Below are 19,255 nucleotides of genomic sequence, written 5' to 3'. Positions count from 1 at the left end.
GGAAAATTAGTCATTAACCGAAAGATTAGGCTTCCTTAATCCGCCACATCGCCAAGCGGCATGGACGTTAACTGCAATATTGAAAAAACACTACGAAACTAAAAATATGAATTTAGCTTTGAACAACTTAAACAAAATAGCAGAGGAAATTGAAAAGATTGGAGGAATCTCGGCGATTTTGTCTAAAGCTTTAGACATATCAAATCCTTCGATGACTGAAAACACTGAAATATTATTGAACTATGGATGGTATATTTCAAGTGATATTGAAATGAGAAAATTGTCTGAAACGATTAAACTAATTAAAAACGACGAAATAGAAACTGCTGAAAAATCACTGATTGAATTTTATAAAAAAAACATCAAGAGTATTGAGGCAAAATTAATTTCAAAACACTCAGAGAGGGAAAACATTTTTAAAGAAGCTTTTCTGGCTCACAAAAACAAAATGTATTATTCGTCAACAATTCTTTTCTTGTCGCAAGGAGACGGAATGATTGATGGCAAAATCTTTCATAATCGACAAAATCTTGATAAGCACTTAGACAAAAAAAGAAATCCAGATTTCGTGAGTCTTTTAAAAGATGATTGTCCATTAAATGTTCCTTCTATTAAAGTTAAAAAGTCAAAATACTTTAGCAAATTAAATAGACATGCGGTAATGCATGGAGAAGACAAAAATTACGGAACAGAAATAAATAGTCTTAAAGCCCTTTCACTTTGTTGCTTTGTAAGTGATTGGTATAATCGATATTAATACTGCAGTTAACAACTAATGATTCGTTGCCCCACTCTGGTGCTCGTTTGCAACGAGTACCTCCTTTCTTTAAAAACGAAATCGTAGCATTTGCAATGCGGGTACACAATGCAAGTACATTCTAGAGAGAAACAAATTGACGCTTTCAAAGAATTAAAAAAATTAATAAAAGCGTCTGCTAACAACTAAGTATTCGTTGCGCTCGCAAAGCCAACACCCGAGCGATAGCGAACAGACGAAGTAATTAACCCGCGTTTGAACGGAACCGGAGGTCGGTTTTTAAAGCAATTCCTTTTTGGCACTACAAATCAACTATATTTGCTCCAAATTAAGTTCTAAGGAGCTTTTTATACACGCTGACGTTAGACATGCAATTGAAAAACCTAATTCGTAAATGATAGAAATATTAGTAGATCATATCAAAAGCTTCATTCCTGTTTCAAAAGAATTAACAAAACGACTGGAAGAAATTTCTAGTACAAAAATCATTGAAAAAGGAAAGTTTTTGCATAGACCAAACAGAATTTGTGAAAATACTTATTTCATAAAATCAGGTCTATTACGAGTTTTCTATAAAAAAGACGAAAAGGAAATAACCGACAATTTTTCAGCTGAAGGAGAATGGATTACTTCTATTTATAGTTTTATGAAAAATGTTCCCGACAACTGCTACATAGAAACATTAGAAAAGGCAGAACTAATTGCCATTAATGTTTTACAACTTGAAAAGTGTTTTAAGGAATTTCCCGAAATGGAGCGATTTGGTAGAATTTTAATCTCCAAATACTTTATTCAAAAGTCAGAAAGAATAATTTCGATGCAATTTCATACAGCCACAGAGAAGTATCAATTCTTTTGCAACACGTCTAAAAACATATTGTCAAGAGTACCACTTGGGATGCTATCCTCATATTTAGGAATTACACAAGAAACATTGAGCCGAATACGTGCCAAAATAGTCTTTTTTTGACATAGATCAAAAAATGTTTTTTTATAAGCTCATATCTTTGAAGAAAAAACAAAGAATGAATAATAAGACTAATGGATTAATTGGAATTACTGCTGTTGTGGTTGGGGTATCAACTATTATCATAATGGCAGGACTAAGAACTGATGGTTACAATCACTTTCATAAAGCTGTAAGTGAACTAGGATCAACTGATGCTGAAAACAAATGGATATTTAACATACTGGGATTCATTATACCAGGAATTCTCATAGCAATTTTCAGTTTTAACCTTATGAAGGAATTTCGTTCATATTCTATAAAATCATACCCGTTTTATTTATTAATTTTATCTGGATTGTTTCTAACTCTTGCAGGATTATCTCCAGCCAATATGGAAAATAAAAAATCGATTAGTACAATTATTCACTCGGTTGGAGCAGTTGGAGGAGCTGTTTTTTGGCTACTATGTGCTTTGACTTTATGGTGGCAACTCAAAAAGAATAACATTTGGAAAAATACGGCAATTTCTACTTTCTTAATACCTTTTATAATGATAGTAGCGATGAGTTTTGTTTCAGAAAACACACCAGGTATATCGCAACGGATTATTTTCATCGCCTTGTATTTATTTATTCTTATTTTAGCTGGGAAACAGTTATTGATTGCAAATAAAAAACCACAAAAAATAGAAAAGTGGAATTGAGATATCGAGAAAATTACTAAAAACAGACAAAATCTGACTGATAAAATTCCCATCTGGTGCTCGTTTGCAACGAGTACCTCCTTTCTTTAAAAACAAAATCGTAGCATTTGCAATGCGGGTACACAATGCAAGTACATTCTAGAGAGAAACAAATTGACGCTTTCAAAGAATTAAAAAAATTAATAAAAGCGGCTGCTAACAACTAAGTATTCGTTGCGCTCGCAAAGCCAACACCCGAGCGATAGCGAACAGACGAAGTAATTAACCCGCGTTTGAACGGAACCGGAGGTCGGTTTTTAAAGCAATTCCTTTTTGGCACAACAAATCAACTATATTTGCTCCAAATTAAGTTCTATGGCGCGTTTTACACACGCTGACGTTATACATGAAATTGAAAAACCAAATTAATGGACAAATCGATACTTAACAATTATTTCCATTCTTTGTTTCCAATCCAAAAAGAAATCGTGGAAAAAATTACGGAAACGTTCTGTGATTTTGCATTAGATAAGAATACTACACTGCTGGATCAAGACACGATCAGCACAAAAACATATTTTTTAGAGAAAGGATATATGCGCTCCTATATTCTGGATGAAGATAATAATGAAGTTACAACTAACATCTATTCAGCGCCTTGTTTTGTAAATGACTTTTTATCCTTCTTTAAAAAACAACCTACAAAAGAAATCTATCAAACCTTGACTGACTGCATACTATGGGAAACTTCCTTAGAAAATGTACAAAAAAACTTTCATAACATCGCGGAATTCAGGGAGTTTAGCCGGCTTTTATTTGTTATCAATTACTATAAACTAAACGACCGAGTAATTGAAATGGCAAGTCAAAAAGCAGAAACAAGGTATTTAAACCTTTTAAAACTACAGCCACTTATTTTTCAACATGTTCCTCTTAAAATTATAGCTTCTTATTTAGGAATTACAGACAGTACATTAAGCAGAATTAGAAAAGAAATCAGTAAACTATAATTTCTTGCCATTTATCAAGTGCTTATGTATTCGTGAATTTTCACCTTTGTAAAAAAAAAGATGAATAAAAAACACATTGTTATCATAGGTCTTGGGGGTGTTGGCGGTTATTTTGGCTTTAAGATAAATCAAGCAAACGAAAAAAATAAACAACATACAATTTCTTTCGTAGCAAGAGGTACAACCTACGATACTGTAAAAGAAAATGGACTAACGTTACTTTCTCCGGAACATTCAATAAGTACAACAAAACCGGATGCGATTCATCAAACAGTATTTGACATTTCTAAGCCTGATTTGGTATTTATTTGTGTTAAAGAATATGATTTAACGAATGTTTGTACGCAACTATCCGAAGTAATTACAAAAAATACCATCCTAATACCAATGATGAATGGAGCTGATATTTATGATCGAATTCGTGAAATCATACCTAATAATATTATTTTACCCTCCTGTCTTTATGTTGCTTCTCATATAAGTGAAAAGGGCATTATTGAACATAAAGGAAAAGCAGGAAAATTAATCTTAGGCAAAGACCCAGAACATGCTTCTGAAGATATAGATTGGGTTATCAATTTAATAGACAGCAGTAAAATAGATTTTGAGTTTAAAGACAATTCTTTAGTTGATATTTGGACTAAATTTATTTTCATAGCAAGTTTTGGTTTAATAACTGCAAAATACAATTCCTCTATAGGAGCCGTTTGCACCATTGAATTACAAAAAGAAGAGGCGACGAAAATAATGGACGAAATAAAATCAATTGCAGATCGAAAAGGAATTTATCTACAAGACAACATTATCCAAAAGACATTTGAAAAAGCAGCTACATTTCCTCCAAAAACACCTACTTCATTACAACTTGATTTAAATTCAGGAAAAGAAGATAATGAATTAGAATTGTTCGCTGGTACTATTATCAAATACGGAAAAGAATGGAATATAAACACGTCTTTTACTGAAAGTGTTTATCAAGAAATAATATTTACTAATTCACTGTTATTAAAAAAAACTTCACTATAAAGGTAACTTTATATAATCCAAATCGTCTTATGACGATAACTATAAAATTTAAATAATGAAACGAAAGATTTTCAGAGTGCTTAAATGGGCATTTTTAATACTTCTTGTTCTATTCTTTTTTAAGGCTTGTATGCCATCAATGCAAGACAGCCCAACGATAAAACCAAGACAATCAACTCAATATTGGAATCTAAAAACAGGTTCCAAGATAGCCTATACTTTTATTGAAGGGAAAGGAATTAAAAAACCATACCCTGTTATTTACCTACATGGAGGCCCAGGTGGATATGTACATTCGAAAGTGATTGAAGTTCTTGGTAAACTTTCTGAAGATGGATTTGATGTTTATTTATATGACCAAATTGGTTGTGGGCTGTCTGCTAGGCTCGAAAATGTAAATGATTATACTGCGCCGCGTCATCAAAAAGATCTTGAAGCAATCGTCGAGATTATAAAAGCTAAAAAAATAATTTTAGTAGGGCAATCTTGGGGCGGTGCTTTGGCAACATTATACGCAGCTGATAACCTCAAAAAAGTGGATAAGATAATACTTACATGCCCAGGTGCAGTAAAACCAGTTAATGATTCGGTTGAAAAAATTAAAGCACCTGATAGTTTACAGCTCAAAGACCCAATGGAAGTTAACAGTGATGTAATTGGCTTTGTATTAAAGCCACGGTATATAGCAATTCGTTTTTGGGCGTTTTTTGGAAAGAAAATAGCGAGTGATGAAGAGGCGGATAGCTATTTAAATAAAATGGCAATGGGTTTTACCAAAGGACTTGTTTATGATCCTTCCAAAATATTGCCCGAAGAAGGTGGCGGTGGCGGTTACTGCAATATTAAAACACCAACAAGTTATAGCAAGCTTACAGATCCAAGACCAAAACTTAAGAACAGTATTATTCCCGTTTTAATAATAAAAGGTCAATACGATAATATTCCTTGGGGCAATACGAATGAATATAGAGCTATTTTTAAAAACAGTCAATTAAAAATAATAGAAAAGTCAGGACATGATGTTTATATCGAAAAACCTGATGAATATTTACTGGCGATGAAATTGTTTTTAAAGTAAAGTTGAATTTTAAAAGCAATAGCGAACAGGACTTAAATTCAATTCGGGCAGAAATATAAGGCATTTGCAAAAGCTGTCCTTTCAGGAAGAATAATTATTCTCGCTTTGCAAATGTCTAATAAACATGTAGCTTTGTCTGTACTATTTGGGAGGATAAAGTTTCGAAAACTAAACTGAAATTTAGTTCAGACTGCTAGCGTAAGCGTTAAAAAAATGGTATATTCTCTTCTATTTTTTATATTTTTAAAATTATATAAAAAACAAAAAGGTATCTGTTTTAAAAAATTTTGAACTTCTTGCGATTATAGGGCTTTCTTTGCGAAACAAACTACATTAACACCAACGATAGAATGAAAACGAAGACAAGGATTGCATCAATAATAAAAGCGAATTGTCTAGACTTTTCTTTTACTGGTTTACAAACTTTTGATTTATCGGCATTAAACCTAACAACTGATCTGGAATTTCAACTGCCAACTAATGTAAGATTGGGACATTTGGTAGAAAAAATTGTTTCTGAATTGATTAAAGCGTCTACCAACTACAAACTACTTTATGAAAATGTTCAAATAATTGAAGATAAAAAAACCATTGGCGAAATTGATTTTATTATTCAAAATGAAAATACAAAGCAGTTAATCCATCTGGAGTTAGCTTATAAGTTTTATCTGTTTGACCCAAGCATTTCTTCGGAACCAATAAATAATTGGATTGGTCCAAATAGGAATGATTCATTGAAAGAGAAATTAGAAAAATTAAAAACAAAACAATTTCCTTTATTATACCATAATTGTGCTAAATCAATGTTTGATACTATTGTAGTTGACGATGTTTCTCAAGCGCTGTGTTTATTAGTTTCCTTGTTCGTTCCTTACGATTATAAAGCCAATTTTAGCCCTATTTATGAAAAAGCCATAAAAGGCTACTATATAAACATGGAAACTTTTATAAGCCTTGATAATCCATCAAAAACTTATTATCTACCTCCAAAAAAGGAATGGGGAATGGATCCAGCTGAAAACGAAATTTGGAACCACTTTAATGGTATAGAAAAGCACATTACCAATGCTATTAATGAAAAACAAGCACCATTATGTTGGCAAAAAGACAAAAATTCCTATTTAGAATTTTTTATTGTTTGGTGGTAGGTTAAATTGATTGGATTAAAATAAGAAAAACTAGCTATAACAATAAGTATGATCGGATATCTGCGGCTAATTCCAAGTAATTTTATATTTTAGTCCTTGCGATAGTTCAAGAATGCTATACTATCTAAAACCTTTTAGGAAAAAAATCTCAAACTAGTAAAACAATGAAAATAAAATTAACAATGTTGTTATTTAGCTTGTTATTGTTAGCATGCAACAAACAAAATAAAGACGAAACGGAAAGCAATGAAAACTCGGTTTCCAGCGATACAATTGAAATAACAAAGCCCATCGAACCACAAAAACAAATAGCGACAGTCTTTTCAAATGAACATTTTCGCCAAGTAACGGTAGAAAAAATAGATGGAACTAAATTCCATATACAAGGACAAGCCCAAGTTTGGGAAGCAAACGTTAGTTGGGTGATTGAGGATGGATATAACGAATTGAAAAACGGATTTACAATGACCGATGCTGGCGCACCAGAATGGGGTAAATTTGATTTTACAATCGATATTGAGAAAAAAGAGGAGTATTCAACTTTAACTCTTATTCTGTTTGAAGAGAGCGCAAAAGATGGTAGCCGAACACACGAATTACAAATACCACTAAAGTAAAACCTACATAGCGAATTTTGCTATTGCTATTTTTTCGATTAAAGTTTGATACGTTTGAGCGAAACCTAGAAAAAGGTTTACTTCTTACCGATAGATAAAAAAATTTATAACAAATTACTAACTTTTATAGTTTCGTGAAAATAGCGGAATTAAAATTAGTTTTAACTTTTACATTTTTGGGTCCAACTTCTTCATTCGGTCTGTCAAAAGAAAGCAAGATGTTACCCACTTTTTGATAGTTATTCCATGGCTTTAAGAACTTTGGCTTGGCATCTTTATAATTTTTATAATGCGCCCATTGCTTTATTAAATGGTCTTTTTTATCAACATACAGCCAGTATTTATTTTCGGGAGTTACACCAACAGCACTAAAAGTGAGTTGCAAAATATCCGCCGTTTTTCCATTTGGTAATTTATCCGTTTTAACATAAATAAGATGCACTCCAGGATCTTGTAATTTCCATGGCATCACTAACCAATACGAATCATTTATCCACCAGTTCTTCGCTTCTTTAAGCAGACCATTGGCTTTAGTCTGATCTTTAATTAATACTCCATTTTGATATGCCTTACCTTTTAAAGTATTGATATTTACTAAAATTACTTGATTTTCTGTTGGATTCTCTATGCGAACATTTCCTGTCCATTTATCCCAAAAGAGTTTTCTGTTCACAAATTCCCATTGAATAAAATGGATAGCATTATAATTTTTCATTCCGCCCATCGCTGTTAGCATATCTTTCACGATGGCATTGGCTTTTTTATCTTTTGACTGCGCCAACGTCGAAGTGAAGCTAAAAATCACTGTACTAAGAATTAAAGTAGCTTTAAAAATAGTTTTCATAATCATGTATTTAGTTTATTCTATCTAACAAAAATAGTCACTTTTGCTGCTATTTTTAATTCAAAGCTCATTTTTTAAACTTATATCTTCATTTGTCATGGCTATAGCTGCTCCATATAGCGAATATCCCGTAAAAATTATTCTTACCTTAGCACTCCAACCCATTTTCGAACAAGAAAAATAGTTAAGATGCAAACGATATTAGGAGCAAACGGAATCATAGGAGAAGAATTAGCTCGCGAATTGCGAAATAATTATACAGACCAAATTAAATTAGTGGGACGCAATCCCCAAAAAGTCCATCCAAACGATCATCTTTTTAAAGCAGACTTACTCAATCTTGAAAGTGTTGTAACAGCACTTGAAAACACAGAGATTGCCTATTTGACAGTGGGACTTCCGTATGATTCTGAAATATGGCTTAGGGATTGGGTAATTGTAATGAAAAATGCAATCGCCGCCTGTAAAAAGAACAACTGCAAACTCGTGTATTTCGACAATACCTGCGCCTATCCTCAAGACAGCGAAATTCAAACCGAAGAAACTCCTTTAACTTCTGAGGGGAAAAAAGGAAGAGGAAAAAAACTGGCTGCTGAATTACTGTTAAAAGCCATTGCCAACAAAGAAAATGAAGCCGTGATTTGCAGAGCACCCGAGTTTTATGGTCCCGGTAAAACCAAAGGACTTACCAATAGTCTTATTTTCGAAAATCTTAAAAACGGAAAAGAAACTAAAGTATTTTTAAAAGACAATGTCTTACGTACACTTATCTTTACCCCTGACGCTAGCAAAGCCATGGCATTAATTGGCAATACAGCTGATACTTTTGGGCAAACTTGGCACTTACCTTGTGACGATAACCGATTAACCTACAAGCAATTTATTGCAGAAATCGGGCATCAATTGGGTAGAGAAATAAAATACAAAGTATTGCCCTGGCTCGTACTGAAAATAGGTTCTTTCTTTAACAAAAACCTTAAAGAAACACAGGAATTACTCCCACGTTATGCGATTGACAATATCTTTCAATCCTCAAAATTCAAAACTAGATTTCCAGATTTCAAAGTAACAAAGTATTCAGAAGGAATAAGAATAATTCTTAACGACTTTAAAATAAACTGAGGAATAACGTATAAAGTAATAGTTCATCGTTACAAATTGTACTTCATTTTTGAGCATCAGAAAATCGTAAAGAAATTAGTCTCACTTTTCCATTATCTCCGTTTTCTACTCTTTATAAAATTCACTATTTTTGCAGTCTAAAAAGTACACTATGCCGAATAAAAAATATAAAATAGCAGTTATTCAATTGAACCTTAACGACGTTGCCGAAAACAACCTTAAGAAGTGTTTGAGCTGGGTACGCGATGCTGCCAGTCAAGGCGCCGAGGTCATTTCGTTACCGGAATTATACAGCAGTCATTATTTCTGTCAGAGCGAAGATGTAGACAATTTTGCATTAGCAGAACCTTTATACAGCACTTCGTTTATTGCTTTTAGCGCTTTGGCAAAAGAATTGGGCGTAGTAATCATTGTTCCTTTTTTCGAAAAAAGAATGGCAGGAATTTACCACAACAGTGCATACATAATTGATACAGATGGATCTGAAGCCGGATTGTATCGAAAAATGCACATTCCTGATGATCCGCATTTTTATGAAAAATTTTATTTTACGCCTGGCGATTTGGGTTTCAAAACGATTCCAACCAAAAAAGGAAAAATAGGAACACTAATTTGTTGGGATCAATGGTATCCTGAAGCAGCAAGACTGACCGCTTTAAAAGGAGCTGAAGTGTTATTTTACCCAACAGCAATTGGATGGCATCCAGGAGAAAAAGATGAATACGGAGTAAACCAGCATGGAGCTTGGATGAGTGTCATGAAAGGACATGCGGTTGCTAATGGTGTTTATGTTGCAGCAGCAAATAGAATAGGTTTAGAGCAATATTTACCTGATACCGATGGAATCCAGTTTTGGGGATCTTCGTTTATTGCGGGACCGCAAGGTGAAATATTGGCGCAAGCCTCACACGATAAAGAAGAAATCCTTATTGCAGAAGTTGATTTGGATTTACAGGAAAATGTACGTCAGAACTGGCCATTTTTTAGAGACAGAAGAATTGACGCTTTTGGCGATATTACTAAAAGAGCAATTGACTAATTATGAGTACAACCAATAATAGAAGATTTCCTGCTGAGTGGGAAAAACAGCAAGGCATTTTATTATGTTTTCCGCATAATGGTAAAGATTGGCCAGGAAAATATGAAGCTATACAATGGGCTTTTGTAGAATTCATTAAAAAAGTGGCTACTTTCGAACAAGTCATTTTAGTGGTGGCCGATGAAAATCAGAAAGAAAAAGTCGTTGGAATGTTAGAAACGGCTCATGTAAAAATCGAAAATGTTTCTTTTATAATTCACAAAACCAATAGAAGTTGGATGCGTGATTCGGGACCAATTATCGTAAAAAACGGAACCGAAAGAGAAGCATTAAATTTCAACTTTAATGGTTGGGCCAAGTACAAAAACTTTCAATTGGACAAATTTGTTCCTTCCAAAGTGGGCGAGTTTTTGAATATTCCTGTTACTCAAGTAATGTATAAAGGAAAACCGGTAATTGTTGAAGGTGGCGCGATTGATAGCAACGGAAGAGGTACTTTACTGACTTCGGAAGAATGTTTGATGCATCCAGATATTCAGGTTCGCAATCCAAATTTTACCAAAGCAGATTACGAAGCAGTTTTCAAGGAATATCTTGGAATTACCAATGTGATTTGGTTAGGAAACGGAATTGAAGGTGATGATACGCACGGTCACATCGATGATTTATGCCGTTTTGTAAATGAAGACACTATTGTAACTATTGTAGAAACAGATCCAACGGATAATAATTACAAACCGTTGCAAGACAATTTGCAACGTTTGCAAAACGCTAAACTGGAAAATGGTAAATCTCCTATAATTGTTGTTTTACCCATGCCAAAACGTTTGGATTTTGATGGCTTGAGATTACCTGCCAGTTATGCTAATTTCTTAATTTTGAATAAGTGTGTTTTGGTTCCTACTTTTAACGACAGCAATGATAGAAAAGCGTTGAACATCCTTTCAGAATGTTTTCCCGATAGAGAAATCATCGGAATTAGCGCTACTGATTTTATTTGGGGTTTTGGAACATTACATTGTTTGAGTCAACAAATTCCGGAGTAAAACTAACTGTTTACTTTTAAATCTAATCATAAAAAAAACGCCAACTTCTCAGTTGGCGTTTTTATGAATACTATAAAATATTATTTATCTCTTGTAAATAAGAAACTCTGTCCGTTAACTCCTAGTGTAAATTCGCTTTTACTTTCGTTAAATTGAATAGTAAGTCCAGCGGGAGCAAAAACAAATTTATTGTTTCCTGCAGCAACCAGATTCAAATTTGGCTGACCTTCGGATTTCCCGATCAAAACACCATCTTCATCGGAAAAAATAAGTTTTACAGGAATTTGTTTACTTGAAAATGTTCCTAAATAAGCATCTAGTGCTACAACTATTTCTTTCTCTAATTCTCCTTTTCCAGCTGTCCATGTGTCATTACCAGTATTAATGTCTGGAAAAACATGACTTGGATCAAGTGTTATTGTGTCAATTTCTTCAGTTGTATTTGATTTGAACGACCAACTTTTGTTGCGTTCCCAAATCTCCACCGGAAGATTAACTCTAGTCACTTTACCAGATTTAGACTTGATATCTAAGATTACTGGAAAAGGCATTTTCTCTAAATTATCTATAGTAATAATAGCTCCTTTTGCAGGATCATTTTTTATATATTTAACTTTCGAAACTGCTTGATCAAAACGCCAGTTGTTAATAATCCAACCTCTCCAAAACCAGTTTAAATCCTCTCCTGAGACATTTTCCATCGTACGGAAAAAATCATCTGGAGTTGGGTGTTTGAAAGCCCAACGTTCCGTGTAGGTTCTAAAAGCGTAATCAAAACGCTCTTTTCCTAGAATTTGTTCACGCAACATGGTTAATCCAGCACTTGGTTTATAATAAGCCAATATACCTAAGTTTGCTTCTTTTAATGCATCAGGTGCAGTGAAAACAGGCTCCATTTCAGAATTTGTCAACGTATTAGCCGAACGATGCAAATCGGAAGCAGGCTGTTTGTACTCTCCATTATTAAAATCAACCGAACTTAACGAATTAATAAAAGTATTAAAACCTTCATCCATCCACGCAAAAACACGTTCGTTTGAGCCTACAATCATTGGAAACCAACCGTGACCAAATTCGTGATCAGTTACTCCCCATAAATTATCTCCTTTTGATTCCCATCCGCAAAAAACAATTCCAGGATATTCCATTCCTCCTTCATTACCGGCAACATTTGTGGCAGCAGGATAAGGAAATTCAAACCATCTTTTTGAATAATTTTCAATGGAAGTCTTGGTATATTCGGTTGAACGGCCCCATGCACCTTGACCTTCACTTTCAACTGGATAAGCCGAAATTGCCATAGATTTTTTTCCGCTTGGCAAATTAATTTTGGCAGCATCAATAATAAAAGCAGCTGATGATGCAAAAGCAACATCTCGAGAATTTTTAATTTTAAATTTCCACGTCAAAGTCGATTTTCCTGCTGGACGAGAGCTAGCGCTAGTTACTTCGGCTGCCGTGCGAATCATTACAGTTTTGTCACTTGCAGCGGCTTGCGCCCAACGTTTTTGTTGTTCGGCTGTATACACTTCTGATGGGTTTTGTAAGTCACCAGAACAAACTACAATATGATTAGACGGTGCCGTAATTGCAATATCAAAATCTCCGTATTCTAAATAAAACTCTCCTGCACCGATGTAAGGCAAAGTATTCCATCCTTTTACATCATCATAAACACACATTCTAGGATACCATTGAGCAATGGTGAAAATCTTACCATTTTTGGTATCTAAAACTCCAGTTCTGTCTGAACCGTATTTTGGTGAAATATATGAGAAGTCTATTTTTACTTTAATTGAAGACCCATTACCATTTAATTCTTGTGGCAAAATAATTTGCATTCGAGTATCCACAACTGTAAATTTCGCTTCTTTTTCAACAGCTTTTCCTCCTATCGTTGCAATAACTTTGATTGATTTAATTTTGTGACCTCCATCAAAAATTTCACCATCCGCTCCGTTACGACTTCCGTTAACCGGAATAACTGCATTTCCACGCGAATCTTTTTTAAATAGATTTTGGTCAACGTTCATCCAAAGAAAAGCTAATTTATCTGGACTGTTATTAGTATACGTTAAGGTTTCGGTACCAGTAATCTCACTGTTTTTATCATTTAAATTTGCAGTTAATTGATAATCAGCCCTGTTTTGCCAATACTTTGCTCCAGGTTGACCACTTGCAGAACGAGTTTCCGTTCCATTTTTAGTATAAAATCCTGGTGCAAATGCATCATGATAATCGTACTTTGAGACGCTTGTTTTTGAGTCCTGCGCATGAAGCGAAGAAACTCCACAAAATAAAGCTAAATAAAATGACGCTTTAATGAAGTTGTTTTTCATAATTTGATTGATTTTTTACTTTTTATCTGTTTGATTAACAATTAGTATGAAAGTGTGTACTTTTGTTACATTAAAAAAAAATATTGACTAAATATTGTAACAAATTAATGAAAAATAATGCAGAGTGTAACAAAAAAATAATTTGTTGAAAAGTTTTACTATATAATAATATCTTTTGACCACTTTATATTTTGACCACTTTATGCTTTTAGAAAAATTTGAAATATATTTACAATCTAAATTAAAACAAAAACTGCTTTGAAAACAGTAATTACAAATACTTTTTTAACCGCTACAATAAAGAGCTTCGGTGCTGAATTATGTTCTTTAAAAGATACTAATAACGAAGAATACTTATGGGAAGGAAATCCTGATTTTTGGGGCAAGCACTCTCCTATTTTGTTTCCAATTGTTGGCACATTAAAAAATAATTCCTATCAATATAATAATACAGAATATCATTTATCCCGACATGGATTTGCTCGAGATATGGAGTTTCAAATAATAGATAAAAACGAGAATAGCGCCACTTTTTCGATAAAATCATCTAAAGAAACATTAAAAGTCTATCCTTTTAATTTTGAATTACAAATAACCTATACTCTAGACAACACGAGTTTATCCATTGAATATAAAGTCATTAACAAAGGAAAATTAAAAATGCCGTTTTCTATTGGAGCGCATCCTGCTTTTGCTTTATCAGGTAATTTTGAAAATTACGCTATTGAATTCGAAAAAGAAGAATCTTTAAAATATTACCTTTTAGAGAATGATTTAATTTCAAATAAAACAAAAACGCTGGAGTTACTAAATAAACAAGTGACTTTGAACTATCCGTTATTTGAAAATGATGCTTTAATTTTTAAAACATTGGAATCTAATTCGGTGACCATTTTAGAAAATGCAAAACCAAAGTTCCGAGTTCATTTCAAAGATTTCCCTAGCTTAGGAATTTGGACAAAAATGAATGCCCCATTTCTTTGCATCGAACCTTGGTTTGGCTATTCAGATACTAATGAAAGTTCCGGAAATCTTTTTGAGAAAGAAGGAATCCAAATTTTGGGTGCCAATGAAACTTTTAGATCAAAATTTAGTATTGAAATCCTCTAAATTAATAAAATAAAAGATATGCTGACTATTAATTTTACTCCATTTCCAAATTTAGAAACCGAAAGATTACTGTTGAGACGCGTTAATAAGGATGATGTAAACGAAATTTTCGCTTTGCGTTCTAATCCAGAAACCATGAAATATATTCCTAGACCATTAGTGAAAACAAATGATGATGCCCTGGAGCATATTGCATTGATTGATGCTAAAATTGAATCCAACGAAGGGATAAATTGGGCGATTACGTTGAAAGATAACCCAAAACTAATAGGCATTATTGGTCATTATAGAATAAAACCCGAGCATTTTCGTGCTGAGATTGGCTATATGATACTTCCGGAATATAATGGAAAAGGGATTGTTTCTGAAGCTGTAAAAGAAGTTGTTACTTATGGTTTTAATGAGATGAAACTGCATTCGATTGAAGCTATAATTGATCCTGAAAATTTTGGATCTGAAAAAGTTTTGCAAAAATGTGGTTTTGTAAAAGAAGCGCATTTCAAAGAAAATGAATTTTATGAAGGACGTTTTTTAGATGCTGTTATTTACTCTATTTTGAATAAATAACTATTTTAAATCATAAATAAATCACTCGATATTATTTTTTACAAAAACCCATATTATTGTCTATTTGAAAGAATAATCTTTATATTTGCCGCCGAAAAGTATTATGCTTTATAGGAAAAGCATTAGGAAACCTTCATTATGAAAAAATTATTATTAATTGCAATTCTTTTCTTTTCAATCCATTCCCAAAGTCAAACTTACGTAAAAGTAAATGCATTAACGACTTTATTAGGCGTGCCAAACGTGGGTATTGAAACCAGTATTGGCAAAAAATCGACTTTTCAATTAGACATTTTAGCCTCCCCGTGGAAGTCAGTAGACGGTAAACCGTTACAGTTTTATACTTTTATTCCGGAATATCGCTATCATTTTAAAGAGAAGTATAATGGTTTCTATGTTGGAGCACACATAGGTGCAACTGCCTTTAATTTCCAAAAATGGAATTATTTAAATACTGATAGATATGAAAAAGGATTTGGTTATGTCATAGGTGCAACAATTGGATATCAAGCTAAAATAAATGATAAGTTTGTATTAGACTGCTTTTTGGGAGGAGGAAATCAGCAAGGGTTCTACCATGGATATTATCTGGGAACTGATGAACGTTACGAAACCGCTAAGCATTGGAACAAAAGCGGAGAATGGTTACCCTACCGCGGTGGCGTTATGGTTTCTTATCGAATCAATTAAATTGAAACTATTTTATGAATTTAGGCAAGGATTGAATATATAATTCTTCGACTTGCTTTCTGGCCCACTCTGTTTTTCGTAGGAAAGTTAACGAAGATTTTATGCTAGGATTATCCGTAAAACATTTAATTTTAATTAATTCTCCCAAAGTATCAAATCCATAATGTTCCACTAATTGTTCCAAGATTCTTAGTAAAGTGATTCCGTGAAGAGGATCTTTTGATTTTGAATTTTCCATTTTGCAAATATATAAAATCGTTAAACAACAAAATTTTAAATTAGGTCAAATGAAAAAATATTTATTGATTGTTGCTTTTTTTGTTTTGCAAGTTAGTTTTGGACAAAACACTACAACCACTTATTACTTTATTCGCCATGCGGAGAAAGTTGATAATTCTAAAAATCCTGATTTATCTCAAACTGGTCTTCAAAGAGCCAAACTTTGGAATGAAATATTTTCAGAAATTAATCTAGATGCCATCTACTCTACTGATTTTAATAGAACTCTTCAAACCGCTACCCCAACAGCGACAAATAAAAAGATTAGTATTATAAAATATAATCCTAAAACTATAGACTTAGAATCATTCAAAAAAGAAACTTTAGGAAAAAAGGTATTGGTTGTTGGCCATAGCAATACTATTCCAAATTTTGTTAATCAAATTATCGGTCAAAAAATATACTTTGATATCAATGACACTACTTTTGGCAATCTTTACATCGTGACTATAAATGGCGATTCTATAAATCATCAATTATTAAAATTACCGTAAACTATTAGCATTATAATTTCACTTTTAAAGGATGTAAATAATAGTTTTCAAGTGGTTTTTGAGTCTAATTATTGTCCTTTAGTAGAAATCTTTTCTTTTTTATCATACCTTTGCAATCCTATGCTAAAAACAATAAATATATACAACAAAAGAGCTAAATTCGATTATGAAATAATTGAAACATTCACTGCTGGGATTGTTTTGGCTGGAACTGAGATTAAATCAATCCGTTTAGGAAAAGCGAATATTACGGAGAGTTTTTGTGAATTTAGCAATAACGAACTTTTTGCAATCAATACTTACATTGAAGAATATACTTTTGGCAATCAATTCAACCACAAAGCAAGAAGCGAACGTAAGTTACTTTTGAATAAAAAAGAATTAAAAGGCCTTGCTAAAAGTGTTCAAGCAAAAGGACTTACCGTTATCCCTTTAAAATTGTTCACCAATGAAAAAGGAATGGCTAAACTACAAATTGGTCTTTGCAAAGGGAAGAAAACCTACGACAAACGCGAATCTCTAAAGGAACAAGACACTAAAAGAGATCTTGACAGAATAAAAAAATCATTTTAAATAAAAATTGAAGTTCAAAACAGTGCGGTTTTTTAAATTCAAAAAAAATGACTAATTTTGTCAAGACAATTTAAAACATTTTCAAAAATGAAAATACTACTCAAAAACGAAAGAGAACAAAAAGGACTCAAAACCAGAGAAGTGGCTCAACTTTTAGGAATTGATCAAGCCTTGATTAGTAAATTTGAAAGTGGCACTAGAAAACCCACTAGAGAGCAAGTTATAAAACTAGCATCGTTACTGGAAATAGATTTAGAAACAATAATGGTAGCTTGGCTAAAAGAAAAAATTCTTTATGAAATAGGTCAAGATGAATTTGCATTAAAAGCATTACTAGTTGCTGAGGAAGAAATAAGATATCAAAGTAAATCTTTAAAGAAAAAAATATCTAATACGCTACAAAAAATCTTAGACGAAATCGACACTTTGAAGACAAAACTGGATAGTTTTCGTCAATTTGACAGCTATCGAATCGCCCAAGCATTAGAATTAGAATACACTTTTGAAAGTAACCGTATCGAAGGAAATACTATGACGCTTCGGGAAACTGATTTGGTTATCAATGAAGGTTTAACTATTTCAGGGAAAAGTATGAGGGAACATCTTGAAGTGATTAATCATCAGGAGGCGATTGCATACATTAAAGAATTAGTGCAAAAAAATAGCTCCATAAATGAACGAGAAGTATTATCTATTCATAATTTAATTTTGAGAGGAATTCATCCCGAGGAAGCTGGAAGATACAGAAAAGTACAAGTGATGATAAAAGGAAGCACTCACATGCCACCGCAACCGTATATGGTCGCTAAGGAAATGGAAGATTTTTTCATTTGGTATGAAAGCAATAAATCAATTCTTCATCCTATCGTTTTGGCTGCCGAAATACACGAACGATTAGTAACCATTCATCCATTTATTGATGGAAACGGTAGAACATCTCGTTTAGTCATGAACTTAGTTTTATTGCAGCATGGCTACATCATTGCTAATATAAAAGGGGATTATGAAACTAGAATGAAATATTATGAAGCACTGGAAACAGCTCAAACTAAAAATAACAAAGAAGATTTTTTACTGTTTATCGCTGAAAAAGAAAAAGAAAGCTTAGAGCGGTATTTAAGTATTATTGGTCAATAAAAAACCCGTCTCGTTATTTAAGCGAGACGGGTTTCTTTTTAATTTTTATCTTCTAATAATGGTACAAATCGGAATTCTCCAAACTCATGTTTTTCGAATTGGGTTTCGTTTTTACGAATCAACAAAGTCATAATTTGTACCTCTTCTCCTAGCGGAATAACTAGCCTACCTCCTATTTTTAATTGTGACATCAATGGTTGAGGAATAAACGGAGCGCCAGCAGTTACAATGATGCTGTCAAACGGAGCATATCCGGGTAATCCTTTATACCCATCTCCAAAAGAAAGATGTTTAGGACGAATATTTAGTTTTGGAAATAACAAAGAGGTTGTTTTAAACAATTCATTTTGTCTTTCCACACTAAAAACTTTCGCTCCCATCATACATAATACAGCCGTTTGATATCCCGAACCAGTTCCTATTTCTAAAACTTTATGCTCTTTTTTTATTTCCAATAACTGGGATTGAAAAGCTACGGTATAGGGTTGAGAAATAGTTTGACCAGCACCAATAGGAAATGCCTTGTCCTGATAAGCATAATCTTCAAAACTGGAATTTAAAAATAAGTGCCTTGGAATCTTTTTTATTGCATCCAAAACATTTTTATCAGTAATCCCTTTTTGTTCCAAAGTGCTTACTAATTGATTCCGAAGTCCTTGATGTTTGGCTGTATCTTTCAAAATTTGATATTTAATTTTGGTAAAAATAGAAAACAATTTCTAATATTAAATAGTGAATTTTAAATATT

Annotated in this window: 21 protein-coding genes; 17 read left to right on the top strand and 4 right to left on the bottom strand. The window is 32.9% G+C overall.

Annotated elements, in window-relative coordinates; genetic code table 11:
* Window positions 1–106 precede the first annotated feature (106 nt).
* The 8 genes from H4V97_RS01180 (at window position 107) to H4V97_RS01145 (ending at window position 7,267) form a co-directional block, all read left to right on the top strand.
* The gene (locus H4V97_RS01180) at window positions 107–757 is read left to right on the top strand and encodes a hypothetical protein (RefSeq protein ID WP_196849574.1); all 651 of its coding nucleotides are present in this window, start codon (window positions 107–109) and stop codon (window positions 755–757) included.
* Window positions 758–1,151: 394 nt separating this feature from the next.
* Window positions 1,152–1,727 (top strand): Crp/Fnr family transcriptional regulator, encoded by a 576-nt coding sequence (locus H4V97_RS01175; RefSeq protein ID WP_196849575.1) that lies wholly within the window; start codon window positions 1,152–1,154, stop codon window positions 1,725–1,727.
* A 55-nt stretch (window positions 1,728–1,782) separates the two neighbouring features.
* Window positions 1,783–2,409, top strand: coding sequence for a DUF998 domain-containing protein (locus H4V97_RS01170; RefSeq protein ID WP_196849576.1), 627 nt, complete (start codon window positions 1,783–1,785; stop codon window positions 2,407–2,409).
* Window positions 2,410–2,816: 407 nt separating this feature from the next.
* Window positions 2,817–3,398 (top strand): Crp/Fnr family transcriptional regulator, encoded by a 582-nt coding sequence (locus tag H4V97_RS01165; RefSeq protein ID WP_196849577.1) that lies wholly within the window; start codon window positions 2,817–2,819, stop codon window positions 3,396–3,398.
* 60 nt (window positions 3,399–3,458) lie between these two features.
* Complete coding sequence (locus H4V97_RS01160; protein WP_196849578.1) at window positions 3,459–4,424, top strand: ketopantoate reductase family protein; 966 nt, start codon at window positions 3,459–3,461, stop codon at window positions 4,422–4,424.
* A gap of 55 nt (window positions 4,425–4,479) precedes the next feature.
* Window positions 4,480–5,502 (top strand): alpha/beta hydrolase, encoded by a 1,023-nt coding sequence (locus H4V97_RS01155; RefSeq protein WP_196849579.1) that lies wholly within the window; start codon window positions 4,480–4,482, stop codon window positions 5,500–5,502.
* 350 nt (window positions 5,503–5,852) lie between these two features.
* Window positions 5,853–6,650 carry a DUF1853 family protein gene (locus H4V97_RS01150; protein ID WP_196849580.1) on the top strand — a complete coding sequence of 266 codons (798 nt, stop codon included), beginning with the start codon at window positions 5,853–5,855 and terminating at the stop codon, window positions 6,648–6,650.
* Window positions 6,651–6,814: 164 nt separating this feature from the next.
* On the top strand, window positions 6,815–7,267 hold the full coding sequence (locus tag H4V97_RS01145) for a Gmad2 immunoglobulin-like domain-containing protein (RefSeq protein WP_196849581.1): 453 nt from the start codon (window positions 6,815–6,817) through the stop codon (window positions 7,265–7,267).
* A gap of 124 nt (window positions 7,268–7,391) precedes the next feature.
* Here H4V97_RS01145 and H4V97_RS01140 read toward each other — a convergent pair whose 3' ends face one another.
* Window positions 7,392–8,111, bottom strand: coding sequence for a hypothetical protein (locus H4V97_RS01140; protein WP_196849582.1), 720 nt, complete (start codon window positions 8,109–8,111; stop codon window positions 7,392–7,394).
* 189 nt (window positions 8,112–8,300) lie between these two features.
* Between H4V97_RS01140 and H4V97_RS01135 the strand changes: the two genes are divergently transcribed.
* The 3 genes from H4V97_RS01135 to H4V97_RS01125 all read left to right on the top strand — a co-directional run bounded on the left by H4V97_RS01135 (window position 8,301) and on the right by H4V97_RS01125 (window position 11,318).
* The gene (locus H4V97_RS01135) at window positions 8,301–9,233 is read left to right on the top strand and encodes an NAD-dependent epimerase/dehydratase family protein (protein ID WP_196849583.1); all 933 of its coding nucleotides are present in this window, start codon (window positions 8,301–8,303) and stop codon (window positions 9,231–9,233) included.
* 151 nt (window positions 9,234–9,384) lie between these two features.
* Window positions 9,385–10,272 (top strand): carbon-nitrogen hydrolase, encoded by an 888-nt coding sequence (locus H4V97_RS01130; protein ID WP_196849584.1) that lies wholly within the window; start codon window positions 9,385–9,387, stop codon window positions 10,270–10,272.
* 2 nt (window positions 10,273–10,274) lie between these two features.
* The gene (locus H4V97_RS01125; RefSeq protein WP_209548695.1) at window positions 10,275–11,318 is read left to right on the top strand and encodes an agmatine/peptidylarginine deiminase; all 1,044 of its coding nucleotides are present in this window, start codon (window positions 10,275–10,277) and stop codon (window positions 11,316–11,318) included.
* Between the two features lie 80 nt (window positions 11,319–11,398).
* Here H4V97_RS01125 and H4V97_RS01120 read toward each other — a convergent pair whose 3' ends face one another.
* On the bottom strand, window positions 11,399–13,657 hold the full coding sequence (locus H4V97_RS01120; RefSeq protein ID WP_209548694.1) for a M1 family metallopeptidase: 2,259 nt from the start codon (window positions 13,655–13,657) through the stop codon (window positions 11,399–11,401).
* Between the two features lie 258 nt (window positions 13,658–13,915).
* Here H4V97_RS01120 and H4V97_RS01115 point away from each other — a divergent pair, with 258 nt between their 5' ends.
* The 3 genes from H4V97_RS01115 to H4V97_RS01105 all read left to right on the top strand — a co-directional run bounded on the left by H4V97_RS01115 (window position 13,916) and on the right by H4V97_RS01105 (window position 16,024).
* Window positions 13,916–14,767 carry an aldose 1-epimerase family protein gene (locus H4V97_RS01115; protein ID WP_209548693.1) on the top strand — a complete coding sequence of 284 codons (852 nt, stop codon included), beginning with the start codon at window positions 13,916–13,918 and terminating at the stop codon, window positions 14,765–14,767.
* Window positions 14,768–14,785: 18 nt separating this feature from the next.
* Entirely contained in the window at window positions 14,786–15,334 is a 549-nt protein-coding gene (locus tag H4V97_RS01110; protein WP_196849588.1) for a GNAT family N-acetyltransferase, read from the top strand.
* A gap of 138 nt (window positions 15,335–15,472) precedes the next feature.
* The gene (locus tag H4V97_RS01105; protein WP_196849589.1) at window positions 15,473–16,024 is read left to right on the top strand and encodes a DUF3575 domain-containing protein; all 552 of its coding nucleotides are present in this window, start codon (window positions 15,473–15,475) and stop codon (window positions 16,022–16,024) included.
* A 7-nt stretch (window positions 16,025–16,031) separates the two neighbouring features.
* Here the strand turns inward: H4V97_RS01105 and H4V97_RS01100 are convergent, their stop codons facing one another.
* The gene (locus H4V97_RS01100; protein ID WP_196849590.1) at window positions 16,032–16,262 is read right to left on the bottom strand and encodes a VF530 family DNA-binding protein; all 231 of its coding nucleotides are present in this window, start codon (window positions 16,260–16,262) and stop codon (window positions 16,032–16,034) included.
* Between the two features lie 49 nt (window positions 16,263–16,311).
* Here H4V97_RS01100 and H4V97_RS01095 point away from each other — a divergent pair, with 49 nt between their 5' ends.
* The 3 genes from H4V97_RS01095 (at window position 16,312) to H4V97_RS01085 (ending at window position 18,507) form a co-directional block, all read left to right on the top strand.
* Complete coding sequence (locus H4V97_RS01095; protein WP_196849591.1) at window positions 16,312–16,797, top strand: histidine phosphatase family protein; 486 nt, start codon at window positions 16,312–16,314, stop codon at window positions 16,795–16,797.
* A 120-nt stretch (window positions 16,798–16,917) separates the two neighbouring features.
* Window positions 16,918–17,370 (top strand): SsrA-binding protein SmpB, encoded by a 453-nt coding sequence (gene smpB / locus H4V97_RS01090; protein ID WP_196849592.1) that lies wholly within the window; start codon window positions 16,918–16,920, stop codon window positions 17,368–17,370.
* A gap of 87 nt (window positions 17,371–17,457) precedes the next feature.
* Window positions 17,458–18,507: a Fic family protein gene (locus H4V97_RS01085; protein ID WP_209548692.1), complete on the top strand. Its 1,050-nt coding sequence runs from the start codon at window positions 17,458–17,460 to the stop codon at window positions 18,505–18,507.
* 38 nt (window positions 18,508–18,545) lie between these two features.
* Here H4V97_RS01085 and H4V97_RS01080 read toward each other — a convergent pair whose 3' ends face one another.
* On the bottom strand, window positions 18,546–19,187 hold the full coding sequence (locus H4V97_RS01080; protein ID WP_196849594.1) for a protein-L-isoaspartate(D-aspartate) O-methyltransferase: 642 nt from the start codon (window positions 19,185–19,187) through the stop codon (window positions 18,546–18,548).
* Window positions 19,188–19,255 lie beyond the last annotated feature (68 nt).

Origin of the sequence: Flavobacterium sp. CG_23.5, assembly GCF_017875765.1 — a bacterium.
Lineage (GTDB): Bacteria > Bacteroidota > Bacteroidia > Flavobacteriales > Flavobacteriaceae > Flavobacterium.
This window is presented reverse-complemented; position numbering and strand designations above follow the sequence as displayed.

What these genes read in the sequence shown, in the direction of transcription:
- H4V97_RS01180 (WP_196849574.1), top strand. Translation starts at nt 107, where the DNA reads ATGAATTTAGCTTTGAACAACTTAAACAAAATAGCAGAGGAAATTGAA.
- H4V97_RS01175 (WP_196849575.1), top strand. Translation starts at nt 1,152, where the DNA reads ATGATAGAAATATTAGTAGATCATATCAAAAGCTTCATTCCTGTTTCA.
- H4V97_RS01170 (WP_196849576.1), top strand. Translation starts at nt 1,783, where the DNA reads ATGAATAATAAGACTAATGGATTAATTGGAATTACTGCTGTTGTGGTT.
- H4V97_RS01165 (WP_196849577.1), top strand. Translation starts at nt 2,817, where the DNA reads ATGGACAAATCGATACTTAACAATTATTTCCATTCTTTGTTTCCAATC.
- H4V97_RS01160 (WP_196849578.1), top strand. Translation starts at nt 3,459, where the DNA reads ATGAATAAAAAACACATTGTTATCATAGGTCTTGGGGGTGTTGGCGGT.
- H4V97_RS01155 (WP_196849579.1), top strand. Translation starts at nt 4,480, where the DNA reads ATGAAACGAAAGATTTTCAGAGTGCTTAAATGGGCATTTTTAATACTT.
- H4V97_RS01150 (WP_196849580.1), top strand. Translation starts at nt 5,853, where the DNA reads ATGAAAACGAAGACAAGGATTGCATCAATAATAAAAGCGAATTGTCTA.
- H4V97_RS01145 (WP_196849581.1), top strand. Translation starts at nt 6,815, where the DNA reads ATGAAAATAAAATTAACAATGTTGTTATTTAGCTTGTTATTGTTAGCA.
- H4V97_RS01140 (WP_196849582.1), bottom strand. Translation starts at nt 8,111, where the DNA reads ATGAAAACTATTTTTAAAGCTACTTTAATTCTTAGTACAGTGATTTTT.
- H4V97_RS01135 (WP_196849583.1), top strand. Translation starts at nt 8,301, where the DNA reads ATGCAAACGATATTAGGAGCAAACGGAATCATAGGAGAAGAATTAGCT.
- H4V97_RS01130 (WP_196849584.1), top strand. Translation starts at nt 9,385, where the DNA reads ATGCCGAATAAAAAATATAAAATAGCAGTTATTCAATTGAACCTTAAC.
- H4V97_RS01125 (WP_209548695.1), top strand. Translation starts at nt 10,275, where the DNA reads ATGAGTACAACCAATAATAGAAGATTTCCTGCTGAGTGGGAAAAACAG.
- H4V97_RS01120 (WP_209548694.1), bottom strand. Translation starts at nt 13,657, where the DNA reads ATGAAAAACAACTTCATTAAAGCGTCATTTTATTTAGCTTTATTTTGT.
- H4V97_RS01110 (WP_196849588.1), top strand. Translation starts at nt 14,786, where the DNA reads ATGCTGACTATTAATTTTACTCCATTTCCAAATTTAGAAACCGAAAGA.
- H4V97_RS01105 (WP_196849589.1), top strand. Translation starts at nt 15,473, where the DNA reads ATGAAAAAATTATTATTAATTGCAATTCTTTTCTTTTCAATCCATTCC.
- H4V97_RS01100 (WP_196849590.1), bottom strand. Translation starts at nt 16,262, where the DNA reads ATGGAAAATTCAAAATCAAAAGATCCTCTTCACGGAATCACTTTACTA.
- H4V97_RS01095 (WP_196849591.1), top strand. Translation starts at nt 16,312, where the DNA reads ATGAAAAAATATTTATTGATTGTTGCTTTTTTTGTTTTGCAAGTTAGT.
- smpB (WP_196849592.1), top strand. Translation starts at nt 16,918, where the DNA reads ATGCTAAAAACAATAAATATATACAACAAAAGAGCTAAATTCGATTAT.
- H4V97_RS01085 (WP_209548692.1), top strand. Translation starts at nt 17,458, where the DNA reads ATGAAAATACTACTCAAAAACGAAAGAGAACAAAAAGGACTCAAAACC.